17 protein-coding genes are annotated in these 20,128 nt (G+C 44.3%); 7 read left to right on the forward strand and 10 right to left on the reverse strand.

Annotated elements, in window-relative coordinates; all coding sequences use genetic code 11:
• Positions 1-51: 51 nt before the first annotated feature.
• The 4 genes from ltrA to ahpA all read right to left on the reverse strand — a co-directional run bounded on the left by ltrA (position 52) and on the right by ahpA (position 3,946).
• A complete protein-coding gene (gene ltrA, locus L7D49_RS05655; RefSeq protein WP_238080056.1) occupies positions 52-1,314 on the reverse strand; it encodes a group II intron reverse transcriptase/maturase in 1,263 nt (420 codons plus the stop codon).
• A 611-nt stretch (positions 1,315-1,925) separates the two neighbouring features.
• Positions 1,926-2,585: a potassium channel family protein gene (locus L7D49_RS05660; RefSeq protein ID WP_238079855.1), complete on the reverse strand. Its 660-nt coding sequence runs from the start codon at positions 2,583-2,585 to the stop codon at positions 1,926-1,928.
• 287 nt (positions 2,586-2,872) lie between these two features.
• Positions 2,873-3,322, reverse strand: a complete 450-nt coding sequence (locus L7D49_RS05665; protein WP_238079856.1) for a redoxin domain-containing protein — start codon at positions 3,320-3,322, stop codon at positions 2,873-2,875.
• An 81-nt stretch (positions 3,323-3,403) separates the two neighbouring features.
• Positions 3,404-3,946, reverse strand: a complete 543-nt coding sequence (gene ahpA / locus L7D49_RS05670) for a biofilm-specific peroxidase AhpA (protein WP_238079857.1) — start codon at positions 3,944-3,946, stop codon at positions 3,404-3,406.
• A gap of 244 nt (positions 3,947-4,190) precedes the next feature.
• Here ahpA and L7D49_RS05675 point away from each other — a divergent pair, with 244 nt between their 5' ends.
• The 7 genes from L7D49_RS05675 (at position 4,191) to L7D49_RS05705 (ending at position 11,490) form a co-directional block, all read left to right on the forward strand.
• Complete coding sequence (locus L7D49_RS05675) at positions 4,191-5,642, forward strand: magnesium transporter CorA family protein (protein ID WP_238079858.1); 1,452 nt, start codon at positions 4,191-4,193, stop codon at positions 5,640-5,642.
• Between the two features lie 149 nt (positions 5,643-5,791).
• Positions 5,792-6,334 (forward strand): helix-turn-helix domain-containing protein, encoded by a 543-nt coding sequence (locus L7D49_RS05680; protein WP_238079859.1) that lies wholly within the window; start codon positions 5,792-5,794, stop codon positions 6,332-6,334.
• 13 nt (positions 6,335-6,347) lie between these two features.
• On the forward strand, positions 6,348-7,451 hold the full coding sequence (locus tag L7D49_RS05685) for an ABC transporter ATP-binding protein (protein WP_238079860.1): 1,104 nt from the start codon (positions 6,348-6,350) through the stop codon (positions 7,449-7,451).
• Positions 7,444-8,265, forward strand: a complete 822-nt coding sequence (locus tag L7D49_RS05690; RefSeq protein WP_238079861.1) for an ABC transporter permease — start codon at positions 7,444-7,446, stop codon at positions 8,263-8,265. The genes L7D49_RS05685 and L7D49_RS05690 overlap by 8 nt, the downstream gene beginning before the upstream one ends.
• Positions 8,249-9,049, forward strand: a complete 801-nt coding sequence (locus L7D49_RS05695) for an ABC transporter permease (protein WP_238079862.1) — start codon at positions 8,249-8,251, stop codon at positions 9,047-9,049. The genes L7D49_RS05690 and L7D49_RS05695 overlap by 17 nt, the downstream gene beginning before the upstream one ends.
• Positions 9,046-10,119 carry an ABC transporter substrate-binding protein gene (locus L7D49_RS05700; RefSeq protein ID WP_238079863.1) on the forward strand — a complete coding sequence of 358 codons (1,074 nt, stop codon included), beginning with the start codon at positions 9,046-9,048 and terminating at the stop codon, positions 10,117-10,119. Before L7D49_RS05695 ends, L7D49_RS05700 begins: the two co-directional genes overlap by 4 nt.
• 171 nt (positions 10,120-10,290) lie before the next feature.
• The gene (locus tag L7D49_RS05705; RefSeq protein WP_238079864.1) at positions 10,291-11,490 is read left to right on the forward strand and encodes an MFS transporter; all 1,200 of its coding nucleotides are present in this window, start codon (positions 10,291-10,293) and stop codon (positions 11,488-11,490) included.
• Between the two features lie 40 nt (positions 11,491-11,530).
• On the opposite strand, the gene L7D49_RS05710 is transcribed toward L7D49_RS05705, so the two are convergent.
• From L7D49_RS05710 to L7D49_RS05735, 6 genes are read right to left on the reverse strand one after another with little or no spacing between them, the layout of a single operon-like run.
• Positions 11,531-14,128 carry a VWA domain-containing protein gene (locus tag L7D49_RS05710; RefSeq protein WP_238079865.1) on the reverse strand — a complete coding sequence of 866 codons (2,598 nt, stop codon included), beginning with the start codon at positions 14,126-14,128 and terminating at the stop codon, positions 11,531-11,533.
• Positions 14,112-15,878: a vWA domain-containing protein gene (locus L7D49_RS05715; protein WP_238079866.1), complete on the reverse strand. Its 1,767-nt coding sequence runs from the start codon at positions 15,876-15,878 to the stop codon at positions 14,112-14,114. The genes L7D49_RS05710 and L7D49_RS05715 overlap by 17 nt, the downstream gene beginning before the upstream one ends.
• Before the next feature lie 14 nt (positions 15,879-15,892).
• Positions 15,893-16,762, reverse strand: coding sequence for a DUF58 domain-containing protein (locus L7D49_RS05720; protein ID WP_238079867.1), 870 nt, complete (start codon positions 16,760-16,762; stop codon positions 15,893-15,895).
• Positions 16,762-17,754: an AAA family ATPase gene (locus L7D49_RS05725; protein ID WP_238079868.1), complete on the reverse strand. Its 993-nt coding sequence runs from the start codon at positions 17,752-17,754 to the stop codon at positions 16,762-16,764. The genes L7D49_RS05720 and L7D49_RS05725 overlap by 1 nt, the downstream gene beginning before the upstream one ends.
• Before the next feature lie 17 nt (positions 17,755-17,771).
• The gene (locus L7D49_RS05730; RefSeq protein WP_238079869.1) at positions 17,772-19,262 is read right to left on the reverse strand and encodes a cell envelope integrity TolA family protein; all 1,491 of its coding nucleotides are present in this window, start codon (positions 19,260-19,262) and stop codon (positions 17,772-17,774) included.
• A 17-nt stretch (positions 19,263-19,279) separates the two neighbouring features.
• Entirely contained in the window at positions 19,280-20,128 is an 849-nt protein-coding gene (locus tag L7D49_RS05735) for an ABC transporter permease (RefSeq protein ID WP_238079870.1), read from the reverse strand.

Raw genomic sequence — 20,128 nt, forward strand, 5'->3', positions numbered from 1 at the left:
CTCCCGACCTCTCACACCACCGTACGTACCGTTCGGTATACGGCGGTTCAATTAAGATGGATAACGCAAAGCTTCGTAACGAGATATCAGACTTTTGAGCCCTTGGGAACTCCAATAGGAGTTTCCGAGGGCTCTGTGTAATATTGGGCTGTTGGATATTCTCCAATAACCTTTCCGTGAGTTGCCCCATTCGTAAGCCTTCCTTCTTTTAACGCCTAATCCGATGAGTTTTCTCACTTTGGTTCTTGGAAGTTTCCAATCCTTCCACATACACATTCGGAGCCGTCTTCTAATCCACGAGTCAAAGTGAATAAATACGCTCGGTGTATCTGCCAATGCAAAGTAGCCGCACCAACCCATGAGATATTGATTGATTTTCTTTATTCGATACTCCATAGGATAAGGTTTCTTCCTTGAGGTGATTTCTCGGATTTTATTCTTCATTCGTTTCACACTTTCGTTCGCAATCCGAACCTTAGGTTCTTTATGAAAGGTAAAACTGAATCCAAGAAATTTTCTCTTCCAAGGACGGTCTACTGCGGACTTATCCAGATTGACCTTCAACTTAAGCTTCCCTTCAATAAACGAAGTGACGGAATTCATGACCCGATTTCCTGCTTTCCTTGATTTCACATAGATGTTGCAGTCATCCGCGTATCGCACAAATTTATGACCTCTCTTCTCCAATTCCTTATCTAGTTCATCCAGCACAATGTTGGAAAGGAGAGGACTCAAAGGGCCTCCTTGCGGAGTCCCTTCTTCACTCATTGTCACGATACCATTTATCATGATGCCCGATTTCAAGTATTTACGAATTAACTTAAGAAGACGCTTATCTTCGATTTGTTTCGCAAGTACGCCCATAAGCCTGTCATGGTTCACTTTGTCGAAGAATTTTTCCAAGTCGATATCGACGACCCAGCGATTCCCTTCCTGTATATATCCTTTTGCTTCCTTTACCCCATCGTGTGCGCTTCGATTAGGTCGAAACCCATAACTATGGTCTGAAAAGGTCGGATCATATATGGAGGTTAACACTTGGGCAATCGCCTGTTGGATGAGACGGTCTATCACGGTTGGAATGCCTAATAGACGCACACCCCCGGCAGGTTTCGGGATTTCGACCCTGCGGACAGGCTGCGGTTCATAAGTTCCTTGAAGGAGTTCCACTTTCATGGATTCCCAGTGTTCTAAGATGTGCTTCCGTAGGTTTTGTACGGGCATTTCATCTACACCATGGCTCCCTTTATTGCGTTCCACCCTTTTCAGAGCAGAAAGCAGGTTTTCCCGTGACAGTATTCGCTCCATCAACATGTGATACGCCTCTTTCCGTGAACAACGGTTCTTCTTATGCCAGTTCTGCTCCACCATCTTGAAGTCCCCCGTGGGATTCACCACTTCCTCCTTCAGGCATGCCATATCGGTTATCTGTGTTTCACGCAGGTTACTGAATGCCAAGAGGTTGTTCTCTCTTAATTGTTCAGCCCTTCCCATTCTTCTCGAGTTCGAATGGTACTATGGCTTCTGCTGACTTCTGATTGTTCAGCTATCCATCACTGAATAGGTTACCAAGGGTACTTGGCGTATCAATCAGACCTCCCCAGGTAAGAACGTAGTCTTTCCCTCCACCTATCTGCTTCATTTACTCTGTACGACCTTCGGCAGAAAGGGCTTTGTTTTGCTTTGCAAACTCACCCAATCGTACTTAGCCTTATATGAAGTTCGTGTTCCTCAGACCGGAGGTTTGCCGCTCGCTTCCTTCAGATTCCACCTCACGGTGGACACCCTTGCGTTAAGCTAACTGCTACTTCTGCCTTCGCAGCTCGGGACTTGCACCCTATAGACTACGCCCATGCTGGGCATACAAAGAGGCGGCATCTCGAATGATACGAGATGCCGCCTTTTATTTATTTCTATTTGCTGAATTAATGAAGCGCCTTCTTTTCAAACCGGTGGATGTCCAGGTCCGATCCAATGACGATTAGAATATCGTTCAGCTCAATCTCCTCGATCGCTGCTGGGGAGACAAGAATTTGGGAAGCCCGTTTAATGGCAACGATGTTGACGCCGTACTTGGCACGGATGTCCAAATCAATTAACGTGGAGCCCGCTAATTTTTCGTTCGCTTGGATCTCCACAATGGAGTACTCATCTGACAGCTCCAGATAGTCTAGGATGTTGTTGGACACCATATTATTGGCTATTCTCTTCCCCATATCCCGTTCGGGGTGTACAACCTGGTCCGCCCCGATTTTCCGCAGCACCTTTTCATGATAATCATTTTGCGCTTTTACGGTAATGCGCTTAACTCCAATTTCTTTTAAGATAAGCGTCGTCAATATGCTGGCTTGGATGTTCTCTCCGATTGCCACGACCACATGTTCAAAATTTCGGATTCCAAGTGAGCGCAAAGCAGATTCGTCCGTCGTATCTGCCGCCACCGCTTGTGTTGCAATCTGTGCGAACTCATCGACCTTCTCTTGTGAAATATCTATTGCCATTACGTCTGCGTCCAATTCAACAAGTTCATTTACGATACTGCCGCCAAACCGGCCAAGTCCAATGACTACAAATTCTTTTTTCATCGTATTTACTCCCTTATGTATTTGAAGGATGCCCTCAGTGTACCATATCATGGGGCCTCCCCTCAAATTGCTCTGGGGAATTATTCATGATCTTTAAACGACTTCTCCGTAATATTGGCGTTAAAAATCACAGAATGCAGTTTTTCATTCTGTATACAGGAACGAAGTGAAGCAATGGCCACCCCCTTCCCTCTCCTCATGCTCAATTTGTGGGCATAAAAAAATCAGGTGAAGAAACACACTTGGCTTCTCCTCCTGATTTATAAGTGGGCTTAGTTAAACAGCGCTTATCGCTTCATTTCATCTAATACACGGTTTACCCGTTTTTCAAGCATTTTCATGCCGCTACCGCCGGCTTGGAAATGGCGCAGCTGGCCGTCTTTATCGAATACATAGTATGCAGGTACATATTGATTATCGTACGCATCTGTAAGCTTCAGATCGCTATCGACAAAAATGGGCTGCGTAATGTCATGTTCTGCAGCAACTTCTTTAATCTTGTCGAGATCTACATCGTCTTCTGAACGTGGCATATGCACTGCAATCACATTCAAATCGTCTTTGTATTGATCGCGGAAGTTGTTTACATCAGGCATTGCTTCTTTACATAAATGACAGCTGATTGACCAAAAATGAATCAATGTCGGCTTTTCACCGACTAGTTCATCTTTCGTCACTTCACCGTTCAACCAAGTTGTCGCGCCTTCCAGTTCAGGCATTTGATCCCGTAGCTTCATGTTTGTCTCTCCTCCGGTTTGAAAAGATCCCCACTGCCTATAGTATGCATGGGGATCCAAATTGGTAATTTTAAATCAAAATTAAAGTGTTTTTTGACCTGGTCTCCAGTTTGCCGGGCATAGGCCGCCAGTTTGAAGAGCTTGAAGAACGCGCAATGTTTCATCTACATCGCGTCCGATGTTATTATGGAAAACAGTTTGGTATTGCATTTCGCCTTCTGGGTTGATGATGAATAGACCGCGCAATGCGATACCTTCTTCTTCAATCAATACGCCATATTCGCGGGAAACAGCGTGATTTGTATCAGCAGCAAGCGGATATTTCAAGTCGCCAAGACCGTTTTCTTTGCGGTCTGTGTTGATCCATGCAAGATGTGTGTGGATTGTATCAGTCGAAACGCCGATCACTTCTGCATCAAGATCTTCAAACTCGTCGTAACGATCGGACATAGCCGTGATTTCAGTTGGACATACGAAAGTGAAGTCCATTGGATAGAAGAAAAGCACTGTCCATTTGTCATTTTTCATATTTTCTTCAAGACTTACTTTACCGAAAGATTTGTCTGCAAGTACAGCTTCCATCGAAAATTGTGGTGCTTGTTTACCAACCATGCGTTCAGCCATTTGTTGATCCCTCCAATAGTTCTTTGCCAAGGGCAAGTCCCTCGGACAATTCTCATTTAGAATACCAAATGTTGTTCACCTTTTCAATTAGAATGGCTCGAATCTAATAATTATTATTATAAATATGTCGGATTTCTTCATCTTTTGTCGTTCGAATTGATAGTCCCTATCAATTCGCCATCATGTTTAGTGAGCAGCTGTTTGAGGAACTATAGGAGTAGACGCTAGAAGAAGGACGGATATTATGCAAACAACCATCATCCCATCAAAACTGGATGTGATTCAATCACATATGTCATTTTTTCTTCCATTCGGATTTGATGCTCGAAAGAAGGATCGGATTATTGAAGCGCTGGAAGAACACGGCTACCCATACTTTCAGTTAAAGAAAGCGGATGAATGGGGAGATATATACGGACCCGGCATCCAAGTCGGCGGTAAAGAATTGGAGCAATATTTCTATCCCTATGTTGAACATAAGTTATTCCCTTTATCCATAAAAGATCGAGGGTTTCATCGATTTACAAAGCAATTCGACACGCCTTTCTTATTTTCCATCCGCGACGAACAATGGCATTATATCGTCCGAAGTGTTGATATTATCCTTGGCCCGTTTGGCCTCGCTTTTCTCACAGTTCGGGTTGAAAGCAGAGAATCGTGCGCAGACTTGGCGGACGTTCTTGAATTTATGCAGCATTTCAGGGCGATTGATACCCATCTCATGGAAACAAAAGGTTCTCACATTATACTAGAAAACGGCGAAGCCCTTTCGATTTACAACTTTTTATTAGAAACGCTGTGCCCGTTCCTAAAGACATATATGATTAGCGATAAAAGGCTTGAAGGGTATTTCGGCTCCCTTCCCTATTTCGACGATGAACGGATGTATGCCTCTGCCTTCCTGTTCACGAAGAACGGAAGTGAAATTACGGAAGAGCAGTTATTTCGAATGGGAAATCTGAATGGCAGAACTCCATCTGGTGAAACTTTTGTCTCTGCCCATAATCCGGAATATATAAGACGGTCACTCGCCCATACCTTGCATGATCGCTGGTCACCGCATACATACACGGTCACGACCGAACACGCCTATGTAACGGTCACCGATCAATCGCCGGACGCCATGCAGGATGAACTCGTTCATTATATGGGAACACATTACTATAATTTTATAATCCATTATTTCTATCGCATTATGTTATTGCGGGTTTCCTACGAATACAGCGAAATCGTCTGGAGCAAAGATGAAGAGTATGTCAAATCACTAATAAAGTTAATTACATTGTTTTCTTCCTGGTACTATTTCAGAGAAATCAGCACCCGGTCAGAAGGAAAAGAGCTCTCTTTGGCATTTTATAAAGCATTTAATATCGAAAACTTATTTAATGAAGTTAACTTATCCCTGAATGAACTGTATAAAGCCCAGGAGAACAGCAGAGCAGGACGGATGAATATGTTATTATTCATTCTCACTGTCTTTACTGTTGTGTCAGGTATTTATGGCATGAACCTCGTCATTTCGGATTGGGAAGATCCATTCGGCTGGAAGAAATATACCTCATATACGTTTTTCGAATGGATTTCGCTAGTGACAGCGGTAAGCGGTATTGGCCTTTCCGGCTATTTGATCGTCAGCATGCTGATCAAGTTCATTTTGCGAAAATCACGGGATAAAAAGTCCGATCTGTATATGTAATCAAACCGGTTCCCTGCCCAGGCGGCAAGGACCGGTCTTTTTTTAGTTAGCCACTTGATTTCCCAGTGTAATTTTGTATAATAAAAAAGGTTTATAGTAAACTTGAAGTACAGTATTACTAAACTCCGGAAAAAGTGGAGGGATGTTGCGTGCAAATCGGAGGGAAGATCAAGAAACTTCGTTTGAAAAAAGGACTTACCCAAGAAGAACTAGGTGAACGGACCGATTTAACGAAGGGATATATCTCTCAATTGGAACGTGAATTAAACTCACCTTCCATCGAAACTCTTTTCGCCCTGCTCGAAGTGCTTGGCACAACACCGAAGGAATTTTTTGAGGAACCGAAAAAAAATATGAAAGTGGTCTATTCTCCTGAGGACCAAACAACATATACGAACGACGAACACCAATACAGCATTCGTTGGTTAGTTCCCCGTTCCAATGAGAACGAAATGGAACCGGTACATATTACCTTCAAACAAGGCGGCGAGTTCAAGCAATTTGAACCGTCACTGGCGGAGACGTTCATTTACGTGTTGACAGGCAAAATCGAAGTGGAGCTAGGCAAAAAACGGTATATTGCGAGTGCGGGCGAATCCGTCTATTACGAAGCATCCGACCATCATCGAGTCTCCAATGCAAATGACGGTCTGAGCGAACTTCTACTTGTAGCGACAGAATCTTATTTATAAAGGGAGGTCCACCATGACTACTGAACCAATTATCCGCTTTGAAAACGTAACAAAGCGCTATGGCACGGACACAACCGTGTTGAATGAAGTTTCTTTTGAAATGGAAAGAGGAAAATTTTATACATTGCTAGGTCCCTCCGGCTGCGGAAAAACAACGATCCTGCGATTAATTGCCGGCTTCATCGAACCGAGTGAAGGCAGCATCTTTTTTAATGGCCGTAAAATCAATGATGTACCGGCCAATGAACGCCAAGTGAACACAGTTTTTCAAGACTACGCCCTCTTTCCTCATTTAAATGTCTATGAAAATGTTGCGTTTGGGCTGCGTATTAAAAAAGTGAAAAAGGCGGAAATTGATCAGCGCGTAAAGGAAGCATTGAAGTTCGTCAATTTGGAAGGCTATGAAAATCGGGAGATTACCGAAATGTCTGGCGGACAGCGTCAACGTGTCGCTATTGCCCGTGCCATTGTCAACGATCCTGAAGTGATTTTACTTGATGAACCGCTTTCGGCTCTTGACTTGAAGCTTCGTTCTGAAATGCAATATGAGCTTCGTGAATTGCAGCAGCGGCTTGGAAAGACCTTCGTATTCGTTACCCACGACCAAGAAGAGGCTCTTGCCATGTCAGATGAAATTTTTGTTATGAATGCGGGTGTCATCCAGCAATCAGGAACACCTATCGATATTTATGATGAGCCGATCAACCGCTTTGTTGCAGACTTCATCGGCGAATCCAATATTGTCTCAGGACGGATGATCGAGGACTATGTAGTCGAATTTACAGGGAAGCGATTCGACTGTGCAGATGCCGGCTTACAGCCAAATGAGAAAGTGGATATTGTACTCCGGCCAGAGGACTTAGAGATCACTTCCACAGATAAAGGAAAATTGAATGTCAAAGTGGATACTCAATTATTCCGCGGTGTCCATTATGAGTTATCTACGTATGACACAGACGGGAACGAATGGCTCGTCCACTCCACGAAAAAAGCAGAAGTCGGAGAGATGATCGGACTGGACTTCAATCCTGAGGACATTCACGTCATGCGTTTGAATGAAAGCGAAGAAGATTACGATGCACGTCTCGAATCGTATGGAGCATTGGAAAATGAATAAAGGATTACAGCGGATCTACATGCTTCCCTATGCACTATGGATTGTGCTGTTTGTTGTAGCGCCAATCGCACTCGTCCTTTACTATTCGTTTTTCGATATTACAGGTCATTTCACATTTAGTAACTACAAGAGCTTTTTTTCGTCGACCTATTTGACGTTAACGATTAGCTCATTCTGGTATGCCCTGCTCATTACGTTCTTTGCCTTGCTCGTCTCATACCCGACAGCCTATCTGTTGACGAAGACAAAACATAAGCAGCTTTGGCTCTTGCTAATCATTATCCCTTCGTGGATTAATCTGTTGCTGAAAACGTATGCCTTCATCGGTCTGATGGGACTCTATGGTCCTTTGAATGCTTTCCTGGAAGCGATCGGCATCGGCAAGCAACAAATTCTGTTTACCGATTTCAGCTTCGTCTTCGTGTCGGTTTATATTTTTATTCCGTTTATGATCCTTCCGATCTTCAATGCGCTGGATAAGCTCAATCCTGCGCTGATCGACGCCTCCCGTGATCTTGGGGCAAGTTCTTGGACAACATTTAGACGGGTCATCTGGCCTCTCACTTTGAATGGAGTGAAATCGGGGGTTCAGGTCGTATTCATCCCGGCTCTGTCGTTGTTCATGATTACCCGGTTGATTGCCGGAAATAAAGTCATAACACTCGGAACCGCCATTGAACAGCAATTTCTCGTCACGCAGAACTGGGGCATGGGTTCGACGATCGCCGTCTTCCTCATCCTCTTCATGTTCATTGTGATGGTCATTACAGGCGGCAGCGATAAGGGGGCGTCCGTAAATGAAAAAAATAAATAATTTACAAAAACTATATCTGGTTGCTGTGTTTATCATTTTATACGCCCCTATTTTCTATTTGATTTTTTATTCTTTCAACTCGGGCGGCGGCATGTCTCATTTCGAGTCATTCACATGGGAACATTATGCTGCTGTCTTTGAGGATAAACGACTCATTGTCATTGTGTTGAACACAGTTATCATCGCATTGCTCTCCGCCCTGCTGTCCACAGCAATCGGCGTACTTGGAGCAATGGCCATTCATTTCATGCGAAATAAAGGTATGCGGAATGCCGTACTTTCGTTAAACAATATATTGATTGTCAGCCCAGATGTAATCATTGGTGCTTCCTTCTTAATTCTCTTTACGATGATTGGCGTGAAACTGGGATTCGCTTCAGTGCTGATTTCCCATATTGCGTTCAGTATTCCGATTGTCGTAATCATGGTTCTTCCAAAATTACAGGAAATGAGCTCCTCCTTAATCGATGCGGCGTTAGATTTAGGGGCTTCTAGAAGGGATGTCGTCACACGAGTCATTCTGCCTTTCATCCAGCCGGGAATTTTCGCAGGCTTCTTCTTAGCCTTAACGTATTCATTGGATGACTTTGCCGTCACCTTCTTCGTGACCGGTAATGGTTTCTCAACACTTTCCGTTGAGATCTATTCTATGGCACGTGCAGGAATCACTCTAACGATCAATGCGCTGTCCGGTCTGATTTTTGTCATTACCGTTATACTCGTTCTTGGTTATTATGCCATTAGCAACCGGACGAAAATGCCTCTTACGGGGGTGAAGAAATGAAGGAACTACTTCGTGGCGCGATTCTAATCGTGGCTGTATCCCTTATCTTGCTGCTGATCAATGACAATTTAAGTGAAGGCAGCAATAAAACAGGGAAAAATATTTTGACCATTTACAACTGGGGAGAATATATTGACCCCGACCTGCTGAAGCAGTTTGAAAAGGAAACGGGCATAAAAGTAATTTACGAAACGTTTGATTCTAACGAAGGAATGATGGGGAAAATCGAACAAGGCGGGACATCCTATGATATTACGATGCCGTCTGAATATATGGTGGAAATGATGGCTGAAAAAGATTTATTGCTGCCTATTGATTACAGTCAAATTCCGAACATCAAACATATTGATCCTTATTTTCTTGATCTTCCTTTCGATCCCGGCAACAAATTTTCCATTCCGTATTTCTGGGGAACGGTAGGCATTGCTTACAACCCTGATTTGCTGGACGGCCAAACATTCGAAAGCTGGGACAATCTTTGGGATCCGTCGTTAAAACAACAAGTTATTCTTGTAGATAGCGCAAGAGAAACAATTGGCATGGGGCTGAACTCCCTGCATTATTCCTTGAACTCGACGAACATCAATGAATTACAGGAAGCAACGGAGAAATTGAAAAAACTGAGTCCAAATGTCAAAGCGGTCATTGGAGACGAAGTGACTCAATTAATGGTGAACAACGAAGCAGCGGTTTCACTCACTTGGTCTGGCCAGGCGGCTGATATGATGAGTGAAAATGAATCGATCGACTATGTGGTTCCCGAAGAAGGCTCCAACTTATGGTTTGACAACTTTGTCATTCCACGGACCGCCAAAAACATTGAAGGCGCTCACGCTTTTATCAATTTCATGCTCGATCCGGAAGTTGCGGCACAGAATGCCGATTATGTTGGTTATTCTACGCCTAACTTGACAGCCCTTGACTATATGGATCCCGAGGTAGTAGCAGATGAACGCTTCTATCCAGATGAAGAGACACGCAGTCATTTAGAAGTGTACAAAAACCTAGGTCTTAAAATGTTAGGTGTTTATAACGAGCTCTTCCTGGAATTCAAAATGGATATGAAATGATCAAAGCTGCCACAGAAAGTTGATTTCTGTGGCAGCTTTTTCTTGTGCCTAATTCATCATCAATTCATTCCCTCTTACTTTCTCGGTGCCTAACAGTATGAGAACGCCAGCAACGTATGATAGAATATTTCAGAATGCGAAATGTTATGTAGATAGAAAGAGGGGATGCCGATGACAACAGCTTCATCGAAAGCCGCGTTATATATTTTAATGTTTAATATGTTTATTGCCATGTCAGGCATCGGTCTCATCATTCCCATTATGCCGCAGTTTCTAGGCACATTTGGCGCGGCGGGAAAAGTACTTGGATTTCTAATTGCCATCTTCTCTCTTGCACAATTTATTTTCTCCCCCCTTGCAGGAAGCTTGTCTGATCGACATGGCAGGAAAAAAATAATTATCTTCGGCCTGATTATTTATGGCCTGTCCCAGCTGGCCTTCAGTTTATCGACAGAAGTCTGGATGCTGTTCATCGCCCGTTTCTTTTCCGGTTTCGGCTCAGCTTTTATCGTGCCACCAATGATGGCATTCGTTGCGGATATTACTGCCTACGAAGATCGCGGGAAAGGCATGGGGCTGCTCGGTGCATCCATGTCGCTCGGCTTTATGATAGGACCAGGGATTGGGGGCTTTCTCTCAAAAGTGAGTTTGGAGTTCCCGTTTTACGTGGCGGCAGGTGCAGCCATTTTTGCCGCCGTTTTGTCCATTTTCATCCTACCAAATCCTGTGCCAACGACTGAGCAGGCACAAACGATGAAAAAACAGGATAACATCTTGGCCCAATTGGTTCGATCCACAAAAACACCTTATTTCATCATGTTACTTGTCATGTTCGTTTTCTCTTTCGGACTTGCGAATTATCAATCCACCATCTCTTTATACGTAGACCATAAATATGGGTATACGCCTTCTCAAATTGCCGTATTGATTACAGTCGGCGGGTTTGTCGGCGTCATTGTCCAAACGTTTGTCATCACCCCGCTATTTAAGCGTTTTGGAGAAATGAAAGTTATCCTTTTCAATCTGGTACTCGCTGCCTTATCGATGGTTTCCATCCTGGCGGTCAATACATTTTGGACAATTTTGATGGTGGCTACAGTCTTTTCAATCGCTACATCCTTGCTCCGGCCGGCCGTCAATACGCTCGTTTCCAAATTGGCTGGAGATGAACAAGGATTCGCAGCCGGCATGATGAATGCCTATATGAGTTTAGGAAATATGGTGGGCCCAGCACTGGCAGGCTCCATTTTCGATCTCAATATTGCGTTCCCTTATATATTAGGAACGGCTATCCTCTTTATCTGTTTCGGGATTGCAGGCTATTGGTCCAAACGAAACGCAGCGCTCTTAAATTCTACAAGAACAGCATAAAAATGCCCATCTGACTGATCGAGTCGGATGGGCATTTCTCTTATCTTCGTTTTTTCGCTTTCAACAGCTCTGAAACATGGCCGGACTCTTCCTGCTTTTCGTTCACAATCGATTCAGTCTCGCGTTTTTTCATCGGTTTCCCTTCGATAAGCCCAAAACGACGAATGGTGATATCAATGAAAAACAGCAGCATGGCGGCTAGTAATAAGTAATTTCCAATCGGCAATCGATTACCGCTTTTGAATGGATGCTGTCTGAAAACTTCTGCGGGATTTTCCACTAAAGGTTGCCCCCCAGTTTTTTCTGCAATCGTTTGAAGAAGCTTTGTATTTGGCTCTCCTGGTTTGAATTCGGCGCTATATGGTACCGAAATTCCTGCTTCGAATAAGCCGCCACGATCATCCGTCACCCCGAAAAATACAAGACCGGGTTTAGACTCTAGTGTAACGCGTGTTTTCCCAGGTGCCAGCGGTTCAGTAGTAATAGGGATTTCCTCTCCCTTTTCATTCACTACGGCAATATCCAAAAACGCTGCTTTTCGAGAACTGTCGGTTACGGTATAGGTTCCTCCCCCATCATGAGTAATCATATAAGGCACGTCTTCGTAACTTGGTAATAGTCTGGAGATGGCTGTATTCCAAAACTCTGGGTAGTGTTCCCATCTGGCCAGATCGCCCGACCATTTGCCAGTTGAATCGGACATAAAGGCGATTGTTTTTCCTAATCCATAACTCCACTCTGCCAGAACTGGGTCATTCTTTGGACTCTCCGCAACAACGGTCGCTGTACTTTTCGGCGTTGTGGCGATGTAAGCATTCATTTGAGGGACACCCTCGCGGAAGAGAGCCAGCCACTCAGGCACTTGATGGAAGGACATGTAGAAAGGGTCGTCTTCAATATACGTCCTTGTCATCATCGTTGTTTCACGCGTCAGAATGGATGGGACTGTCGATTCATCAATGACATTATAAAAGCGCCCTCCCCCTTGCTCAGCAAGTTCTTCGAGCAAAGCACCATCCGCATCCGAACCGATGGCAACTGTAGTAAGCGTAATATTGTTCTTTTTCCCTTCTTCGATTATTTCCTCATAATCAGGAGGCATCGGCGATTGGCCGTCTGTCATTAGAATAATATGTTTCCGCTGAAGTTCCAAATCGGCAAGATCTCCATACGCTTTCTCAACAGAAGGAAAAATATCAGTTCCGCCACCAACAGGAATAGAAAGGATCTTTTCCATGGCATCTTGCTTTTGTAAAGGTCCAACAGGTATCAATTCCCATATTTCATGATCAAACGCCGTAAAGCCGAATGTATCATCATCTCGTAGCAGTTCGACTGCACGAGCCGCCGCCTCTCTTGCCAGAACAATTTTCGATCCCGACATACTGCCTGATCTGTCCAAGGCGATGACCAAGCCTAAAGAAGGCAATTGCTCCTTCCCTTTGACTTCCATTTCTACTGGCAGAAGCCGTTCGATCGGTGATTTGAAATACCCTCCGAGACCGAAGCTTTCCTGGCCTCCAACCATCATGAAACCGACCCCGAACTTTTTAACTGCCTGCTCGATTACGGTCATTTTCTGCTCCCCGACTAAATGGCCCGGAACATTATCAAAAATAATAGCACTATATCCAAGATAGCCGGAAAGCGATTCAGGAAGCTGCTCAGCAGACACAACGTCAACAGCCAAAGAGCGCTGATCGAGCAATGGCGGTATAGCAGATGGGTTATCTTCTGTTTCGACTACTAAAATATGCGGCGATTTCTCAAGCATCGTCACAGAAAGCATTTTGTTGTTTTCCAGGAAGCCATCGTCCGGAACGATGAGCTTCGCTTCATATTTTAATAAACCCTTTCCAGAAGCCGTCGTTTTAAAGGAGAAAGCATTTTTCCCTTCATCTAATTGAACCATTTCACTAAGAACCTCTTCATCGTTCCGATAGATGATCACTTGGCCATTCGTTGCCGTAGAAGATTCAACGTCCAGTTCGATGAATTGCTGCTCCCCTTCATAAGCCGTTTTCGGTGTTTCAAACTTAGTAATAGAGGCGTCCTTACGATTGGATCGATTGAGCAGTACCGTATCAATTTCTACTCTTCCGCCCTGGTATTTTGGAAGTATCTCCTCCAGGGAGCCGTCTGTCTCCAAACCGTCCGTCAGTAGGACGATCCTTGTGGCAACGTCCTTCTTTGCAATACTGGCCGCCAGATCGATCGCTTTCCCAATATTTGTCGCGTCACGGTTTTCCATCGGCTCCATTTTAGGTAAATTAATCTCATTGTCCGTCAATTGAACATCCGTGCGGAATCCCCCTGCAAATGAATAAATACCGACGGTCTGATTCGATTTGCGATGTTGCAAACTATCGATGATCCAACTATCAGCCGTATCACCTGCATTCTCTATCGAAATGGAACGATCCACAACGAACAGCACTTGCTCTTCTGTATCGTGAAGTCGAAGATAAGGCACGGTTAATGCTAGAACAACACATAAGATCGTCAAGCAGCGTAGGATGAAAAGCACAACAGCTCTGTCTTTCACTTTTAACTTGGAAGTCTTCCACGCATACACCAGATAAATCACAATGGGAATTAGCAATAAGAGCCACAATGGATGATCAATTCGAATATCCACGTCTGCGTTGCACCTCCCATTCCATTACGAGGAGAAGAAGAATAGGTAAAAGAAAAATCCAACCGATTGATTTTTGCCCTACTTCTTTTTCATTTCCCTTCGATTCCATTCCAATCTTATACGATGTGCCATGCCCCAGTTTTTTTTCTTCCTGCTCGAGTTGAACAGAAATAAGGCTTTCCCGCTTATTGTCGATAAGTTTGTATATCCCCGGTTTTTGCGGCGCAACAAAGTCAGTGCCGCTAGAAAATGACGATTCGTACTCATCTTCCGAATTGAAAATTTCAATCCCCTTCGTATCCGCATGAGACAAAATCGCTTTCCTTTGGGAAGGACTGAACGTTCCTCCTACAGATGATCCGGAGCGGAGCGACTCCGTCACACTCCAAAAGAATAGTGGAAAAGAGGGATGTAGCGGCCAGTCCGTCATCTCAACATCGGCTAAAACGACAATATCTCCACGTTTCGATCGCTGGATAAACGGCTCATCTCCAATGCTAGCAATGGTGTCCATTCCTTCGAATGGCGGATAGAGAGAACTGACATATACGTCGTGAATCGGCGCGATGGAAAACAGTACATCTCCATTGTCTTCTAAAATACCAGAAACCGGATGAGCATTTGCATCATTTCTGCCGATCAGCAAAATAGGCTGTTCCCCTTCCTGCAAAAAGGAAGTTTCATTCGACACTAAAATGGTAGCCGTATTTTGTCGCTGTTTCATTTCGTTAATTGAACCAGCCGTCACATCTATTCCTATCGCCTGAAACGCTTTACGGATTAATTCATGAAGTTGACTGTCCACCATGGCATCTGAAATTTCGTCACCTAGTAGAATAAAAGCTTCATTGTCTACATCATACTTATCATCAACAAGGAGTTGTGCCTTTAGAGCGATTTGAGAAGGCAAATCCTTAAAAGAGATCAATGTCTCTCCTTCACTCTTCAAAGTAAACTTCTTTGATCCCAATTTTCCACCATGTAAGGCATCTGTGATCTGGATGGTTCCGTCCATTTCCTGCTCAGATTGATTGACAAGTTTGACAATCGCCTCTGTTCCATCAGCAGTTTTGACTGCTCCAAACTTATCAATCGAAACATTTGCAAGGTTTGGCTCGCTTGCGTGGACGTAATAATCGATCGCTTCATTTCCATCTGAGAAAACGGATCGATCCAAGTAATCAGTAAAAATATGGACAGTCGCAGATTGGTCGGCTACAACCGATTTCATGAACTCCAGTGTTCTGCCCATGTTTTCATGATCGTATGTAACCGACAACTTTCCAATGGAAGCCTCAATGACTTCCGGGTTAGTTTCATCACGCAGCACCAATTCCGGCTCCTTGCCTGTCGTGATGATAGTTATTGCATTCCCTTTATTGTCTTCGGCTAATTGGGTCATTTCTTGCTTATTCACATCAAAAATGGATGCTCCATCTTCTCCGGCAAGCATACTAGCCGAAGTATCAACAACAAAAATGATTTGTCTTCCCGCTGCTTGTTCCGATTTCACAAAAGGTCCCAGTAAAACAAATAGAAGAAGAAGGAGCGCGGCCATTTGCAAATAAAATAAAGCGTTTTGCTGCAAGTTTTTTAAGAAAGGGGATGCTTTCGTTTCTCGCATGGATTGCTCCCAAAAGAGAGTTGAAGAAATTGTCCGAGTCTCATACCGCTTTCTGAAGAAATAATAGAGCAGGACAGCCAAAGGAAAAATGACTGTCCAGCTATTCACTACATGACTAAACCCCACTTGGCTTTCACTCCCTACCGTACCCAGCCTACAAGTCGCATTTTCTTCGATACCGTATCCAAAATTCCATCAGCTACTTCTGCCCGAACGGTCTGGATGCCATATTTTTTGGCCAAACTTAAAAATTTTGATTCATGTTCTGATTTCCTGTCCATATATTGTTGTTTGGACCTTGGAGTCATCGTCACTTCCACCGCTTGCTGTGTCTCCATATCTAGAAGACGGATATCTCCTTGAAGCTGCGGCTCTTCCTCGGATGGATCATGCACAGTAATCACACGGCAATCTCTGCAAATGCCTGGAAGCCTCTTAAACAATTGCTCCCATTTTCCCAATGGTTCCAGCCCATCCGTAATTATAAATAAAACCGTGACCGCCTTTGGGATATGGCGTAGTGCATAATCTGTGAAATCCCCATGTAATGTCGGCTGTTCGATTTGGGTAATAAACTTTTTCAGAGCTGCGCGCTGCAAGGCTCCTTTTCTTCGAAAGAAATACTCTTGTTGTTCATTTTTCGTAGAAAAAGTAACCGTATCACCACTCTTTAAACCGATCTGACCAATCCCGATGGCGAGTTGCCGGGCAAAATCCCACTTTTGTTCAAAGCCCATAGATTTTGTGGCGTCTAACAAAATGTGTATCCGCATTTCTTGTTCATCTAAAAATTGTTTAATAAACGGTTTGTCCGTCCGAGCAAACACATTCCAATCAATATGCCTAAGATCGTCACCAGGATGATATTCCCGAAAATCAGAAAACTCGAGAGACGTGCCCGTCTTTGTTGAACGATGCGTTCCTTTATGATGGCCCAGGTATCGGGAACGTGTCACAATTTTCAAAGGACCGAGACGGTTTGCGAGGCCATCTGGAAATAAATCCGCCATTACAAGGCTGCTCCTTGCCGCGTTTCCTCCACCAGTTTGTCAATCAAGCTGTCGACATTAATTCCTTCCGCCTCGCCTTCATAATTGACAAGAACTCTGTGCCGCAATGCCGGTTTTGCGACCGCTTTAATATCAGAAATCGAAACATGGAACCGTCCAGCCATAAAAGCCCTGGCTTTCGCAAGTCGAATAATCGATTGCAGCCCCCGTGGCCCGCTTCCATACTGAACATACTTTGTCCACATGTCTCCGGTCTCTTCTTTCTCATATGTGGAGGTGACCAAATCGACTGCGTACTCAATCATGTCATCTGCAATGACAATTTCTTTGACCATTTCCTGGGCAATACAAATCTCTTCTTGTTGCATGACTTTGCGGACAGCGATACTTCTTGCTCCCGTTGTGCGCAGCATGATCTCCTTCATTTCTTCCTTCGTTGGATACGGCAGAATGATTTTGCATAGAAAGCGGTCCATTTGAGCCTCTGGCAAAGGGTAGGTCCCTTCCATTTCAATCGGGTTTTGAGTGGCTAGGACGAAAAATGGCCGGGCCATCTTTCTCGTCTCTCCCATCACTGTCACCGTTTTCTCCCCCATTGCCTCTAGGAGAGCACTTTGTGTTTTCGGCGTGGCACGGTTTATTTCATCTGCCAAAACCATCTGGCTAAAAATAGGGCCCTCTTTGAAAACAAAGCGCTGGGTGCCGTCTTCACTTCTCTCCAAAATACTAGTTCCCGTAATATCCGCCGGCATCAGATCCGGTGTGAATTGAATTCTGGAAAAGGATAAATCCAAAACTTCGGAAATCGTGCGGATCAGCATCGTTTTTCCTAAACCGGGCAGCCCCTCCAGCAAGGCATGCCCGTCAGCTAGAATTGAAAATAAGGAGAATTCAATTGCCTCTTGCTGCCCGACAATAAATGTATTGATTTCCTCTCTTACTTCACTTAATTTGCTGCTCATTTCTCCAAACTGCTCAGGTGTGAATGACATATCTACAACTCCCGTTCTCATTCGATTGACGAAAAATAGTCAGATAGAATTCTTTGCAAATCCGGTGACAATTCCATCTTCTCTGTGCTTCGTATATACGAATCTTTATACTTGCCGACCACTTCTTCGTAAGGACGGATTGTACCCCGTTCCACTAAATCATCACGTTCGTTTTCTTCTATGAAATTGCCTTTGCCCAGATCTCCCTTGACTGTTGAAGGGTCTCCCGAGGTACCAAATCGGTCAAACGGTATGGACAGAAGATCACGGCCGCCTTTTCCAGTGCCTGCCCCGTTTCCTCCTGAGCCTCCGCCTGATCCTGAGCCAGACCCTTGGCCTTGACCTTGACCCTGGCCTTGGCCTTGGCCTTGACCCTGGCCTGACCCTTGACCTTGGCCTTGACCCTGGCCTTGACCCTGGCCCTGGCCTTGACCCTGGCCTTGACCCTGGCCTTGACCCTGGCCCTGGCCTTGACCCTGGCCCTGGCCTTGACCTTGACCCTGGCCTTGACCTTGACCCTGGCCTTGACCCTGGCCCTGGCCCTGGCCTTGACCTTGGCCCTGCTGTCCTTGGCCTTGACCCTGCCCTTGTTGTCCTTGACCTTGCTGACCTTGACCATTTTGTTGTCCATTCGGATTATTGCTTGCTGAAGCTAAGGCAGGTAAGGATGGCGCTTTGCCGATTTTATTTAATGCGCTTTGTGTCTCACCTGTCTTCCGAGCTAATTTATCCGTAAGGTTTTGGAGGTCCTCCAGTTCTTTCTTTTCGTCAGCTGTCAATCCGTCTGAATCCGCGGAAGTAGATTGACTCTTCTCTGCGAGACGCTGTTCCTTTAATTTTAATTCCTTTTGTTTTTTTATTGCTTCTCTCAATAATTGTTCAGTCGTTTCGGCCTCCCGCAAGTTTTTTGCAAGGGATTCCAACTCCTTTTTGACTTCATCTGTCTTTTGCTTTTTGGCCAGCTCTTCAATTTCTTTCGTAAACTCTTTCACAATTTCTTTTTCGGCCATTTCCGATTTTGCCTCTAGCTGAGCTTCAGACGGAAACAGAATAAGAAGACTGAGAACGAAAGAAGCAATGCAAAAACTAATCAACATAGCACTATTCCATATCTTCTTTTTTCGTTTCTTGAAAAGTTGTAGAGCCTCATTTGATTGATTTTCCGCTTGTTGCACTAACAACCGGCCCATCGATGACTCTTCGACCCTTTCATCCACTGCCGTTACAAGAAGATTGTCCGGGAAATAATGATCCAGCCTCCATTTGGCCTCTTCGTATGTAACTCTTCGTAAAATGATATACACAATTGTAGCGGCAAGGACCAAGCCTGCTGCGACAATTGCAAACCATGCATAGTTAGGGAGGACAAACAGCCGGGAAGAAACCATGACAATGACCGATCCTAGAACCGATAAAAACAATCCAGCCTGTATCATATAAACAGTCTTTTCGAATTGAAGCTTCCTCTGGGCTTTGCGAATAATGTCACCCAATATTCCTTTCCGCACTATTCATCCATCTCCCTTCACTTCCGTCTCTTTGTGTTGACACGTAATTTTTTCACTGCGATCAAAATCGCGATAATGGTAATGACTCCATAAAACAATAGAAAACCAATCCAGATTGGAAAATCTACTTTTGTCATTTCTTGCACCATTCCTAGAACGCCAGGAGATAGAAAAGAAGCAAACAGGACACCAGGGTTAATGGATGCTAAGAAATGGCCAATATAAGATGGAGCTACAACGGCCCCCGTTTGATTCATCATTTTCATTTGCATTGTAATGATGAATAAAAAGCCGGTCACAACTGAAAGGAATAGCATTGTGCCATAGGTAGCGATCATGGAGACTACCGTTTTTCTAATTAGCGTTGAGAACATGACACCAATACTGCCAAAGGCGAGTAATATGACAAACAAGAATAAAAATATTTTAATGAAATCCCATGGTGAAATGCCGCCAAACAGAAATACCAAACTATAAACCGGCATTCCCGCAATGATTAAAAATAGCAAAAATGCTACCGAGGAAAATAACTTTCCTGAAATGATCTGAAACGAACTTTGCGACGTAGTCAATAAGATCGGTAGTGTTTGCTTTTCCCTTTCTGAACTGATTGTTCCCGCTGTCAACCCAGGGGCGGTGAACAGGACGAGTCCTAATTGAATGTAGGACAGGAAAGCGAAGAGCACAAAACTCTCACTCGGCCTGAAATAGGATGTACCCGATACTGTAACTGTCATGAAGATGTATCCAAAGACAAATACGCACATCGCCAAAAGGAAAAACAGCATGCCGTTGAACGACTTGAACGATCTAAATCGTAATTTAAGCTCCTTGAAAAGAACCGGATTTGTACCAATCATTTTCAT

Origin of the sequence: Sporosarcina cyprini (assembly GCF_022048975.1) — a bacterium.
GTDB lineage: Bacteria > Bacillota > Bacilli > Bacillales_A > Planococcaceae > Sporosarcina > Sporosarcina cyprini.

What these genes read in the sequence shown, in the direction of transcription:
- L7D49_RS05690 (WP_238079861.1), top strand. Translation starts at nt 7,444, where the DNA reads ATGAATAAAGGATTACAGCGGATCTACATGCTTCCCTATGCACTATGG.
- L7D49_RS05665 (WP_238079856.1), bottom strand. Translation starts at nt 3,322, where the DNA reads ATGAAGCTACGGGATCAAATGCCTGAACTGGAAGGCGCGACAACTTGG.
- L7D49_RS05720 (WP_238079867.1), bottom strand. Translation starts at nt 16,762, where the DNA reads ATGGCGGATTTATTTCCAGATGGCCTCGCAAACCGTCTCGGTCCTTTG.
- L7D49_RS05725 (WP_238079868.1), bottom strand. Translation starts at nt 17,754, where the DNA reads ATGTCATTCACACCTGAGCAGTTTGGAGAAATGAGCAGCAAATTAAGT.
- L7D49_RS05675 (WP_238079858.1), top strand. Translation starts at nt 4,191, where the DNA reads ATGCAAACAACCATCATCCCATCAAAACTGGATGTGATTCAATCACAT.
- L7D49_RS05685 (WP_238079860.1), top strand. Translation starts at nt 6,348, where the DNA reads ATGACTACTGAACCAATTATCCGCTTTGAAAACGTAACAAAGCGCTAT.
- L7D49_RS05660 (WP_238079855.1), bottom strand. Translation starts at nt 2,585, where the DNA reads ATGAAAAAAGAATTTGTAGTCATTGGACTTGGCCGGTTTGGCGGCAGT.
- ltrA (WP_238080056.1), bottom strand. Translation starts at nt 1,314, where the DNA reads ATGTTGATGGAGCGAATACTGTCACGGGAAAACCTGCTTTCTGCTCTG.
- L7D49_RS05705 (WP_238079864.1), top strand. Translation starts at nt 10,291, where the DNA reads ATGACAACAGCTTCATCGAAAGCCGCGTTATATATTTTAATGTTTAAT.
- L7D49_RS05695 (WP_238079862.1), top strand. Translation starts at nt 8,249, where the DNA reads ATGAAAAAAATAAATAATTTACAAAAACTATATCTGGTTGCTGTGTTT.
- L7D49_RS05700 (WP_238079863.1), top strand. Translation starts at nt 9,046, where the DNA reads ATGAAGGAACTACTTCGTGGCGCGATTCTAATCGTGGCTGTATCCCTT.
- ahpA (WP_238079857.1), bottom strand. Translation starts at nt 3,946, where the DNA reads ATGGCTGAACGCATGGTTGGTAAACAAGCACCACAATTTTCGATGGAA.
- L7D49_RS05735 (WP_238079870.1), bottom strand. Translation starts at nt 20,128, where the DNA reads ATGAAAATGATTGGTACAAATCCGGTTCTTTTCAAGGAGCTTAAATTA.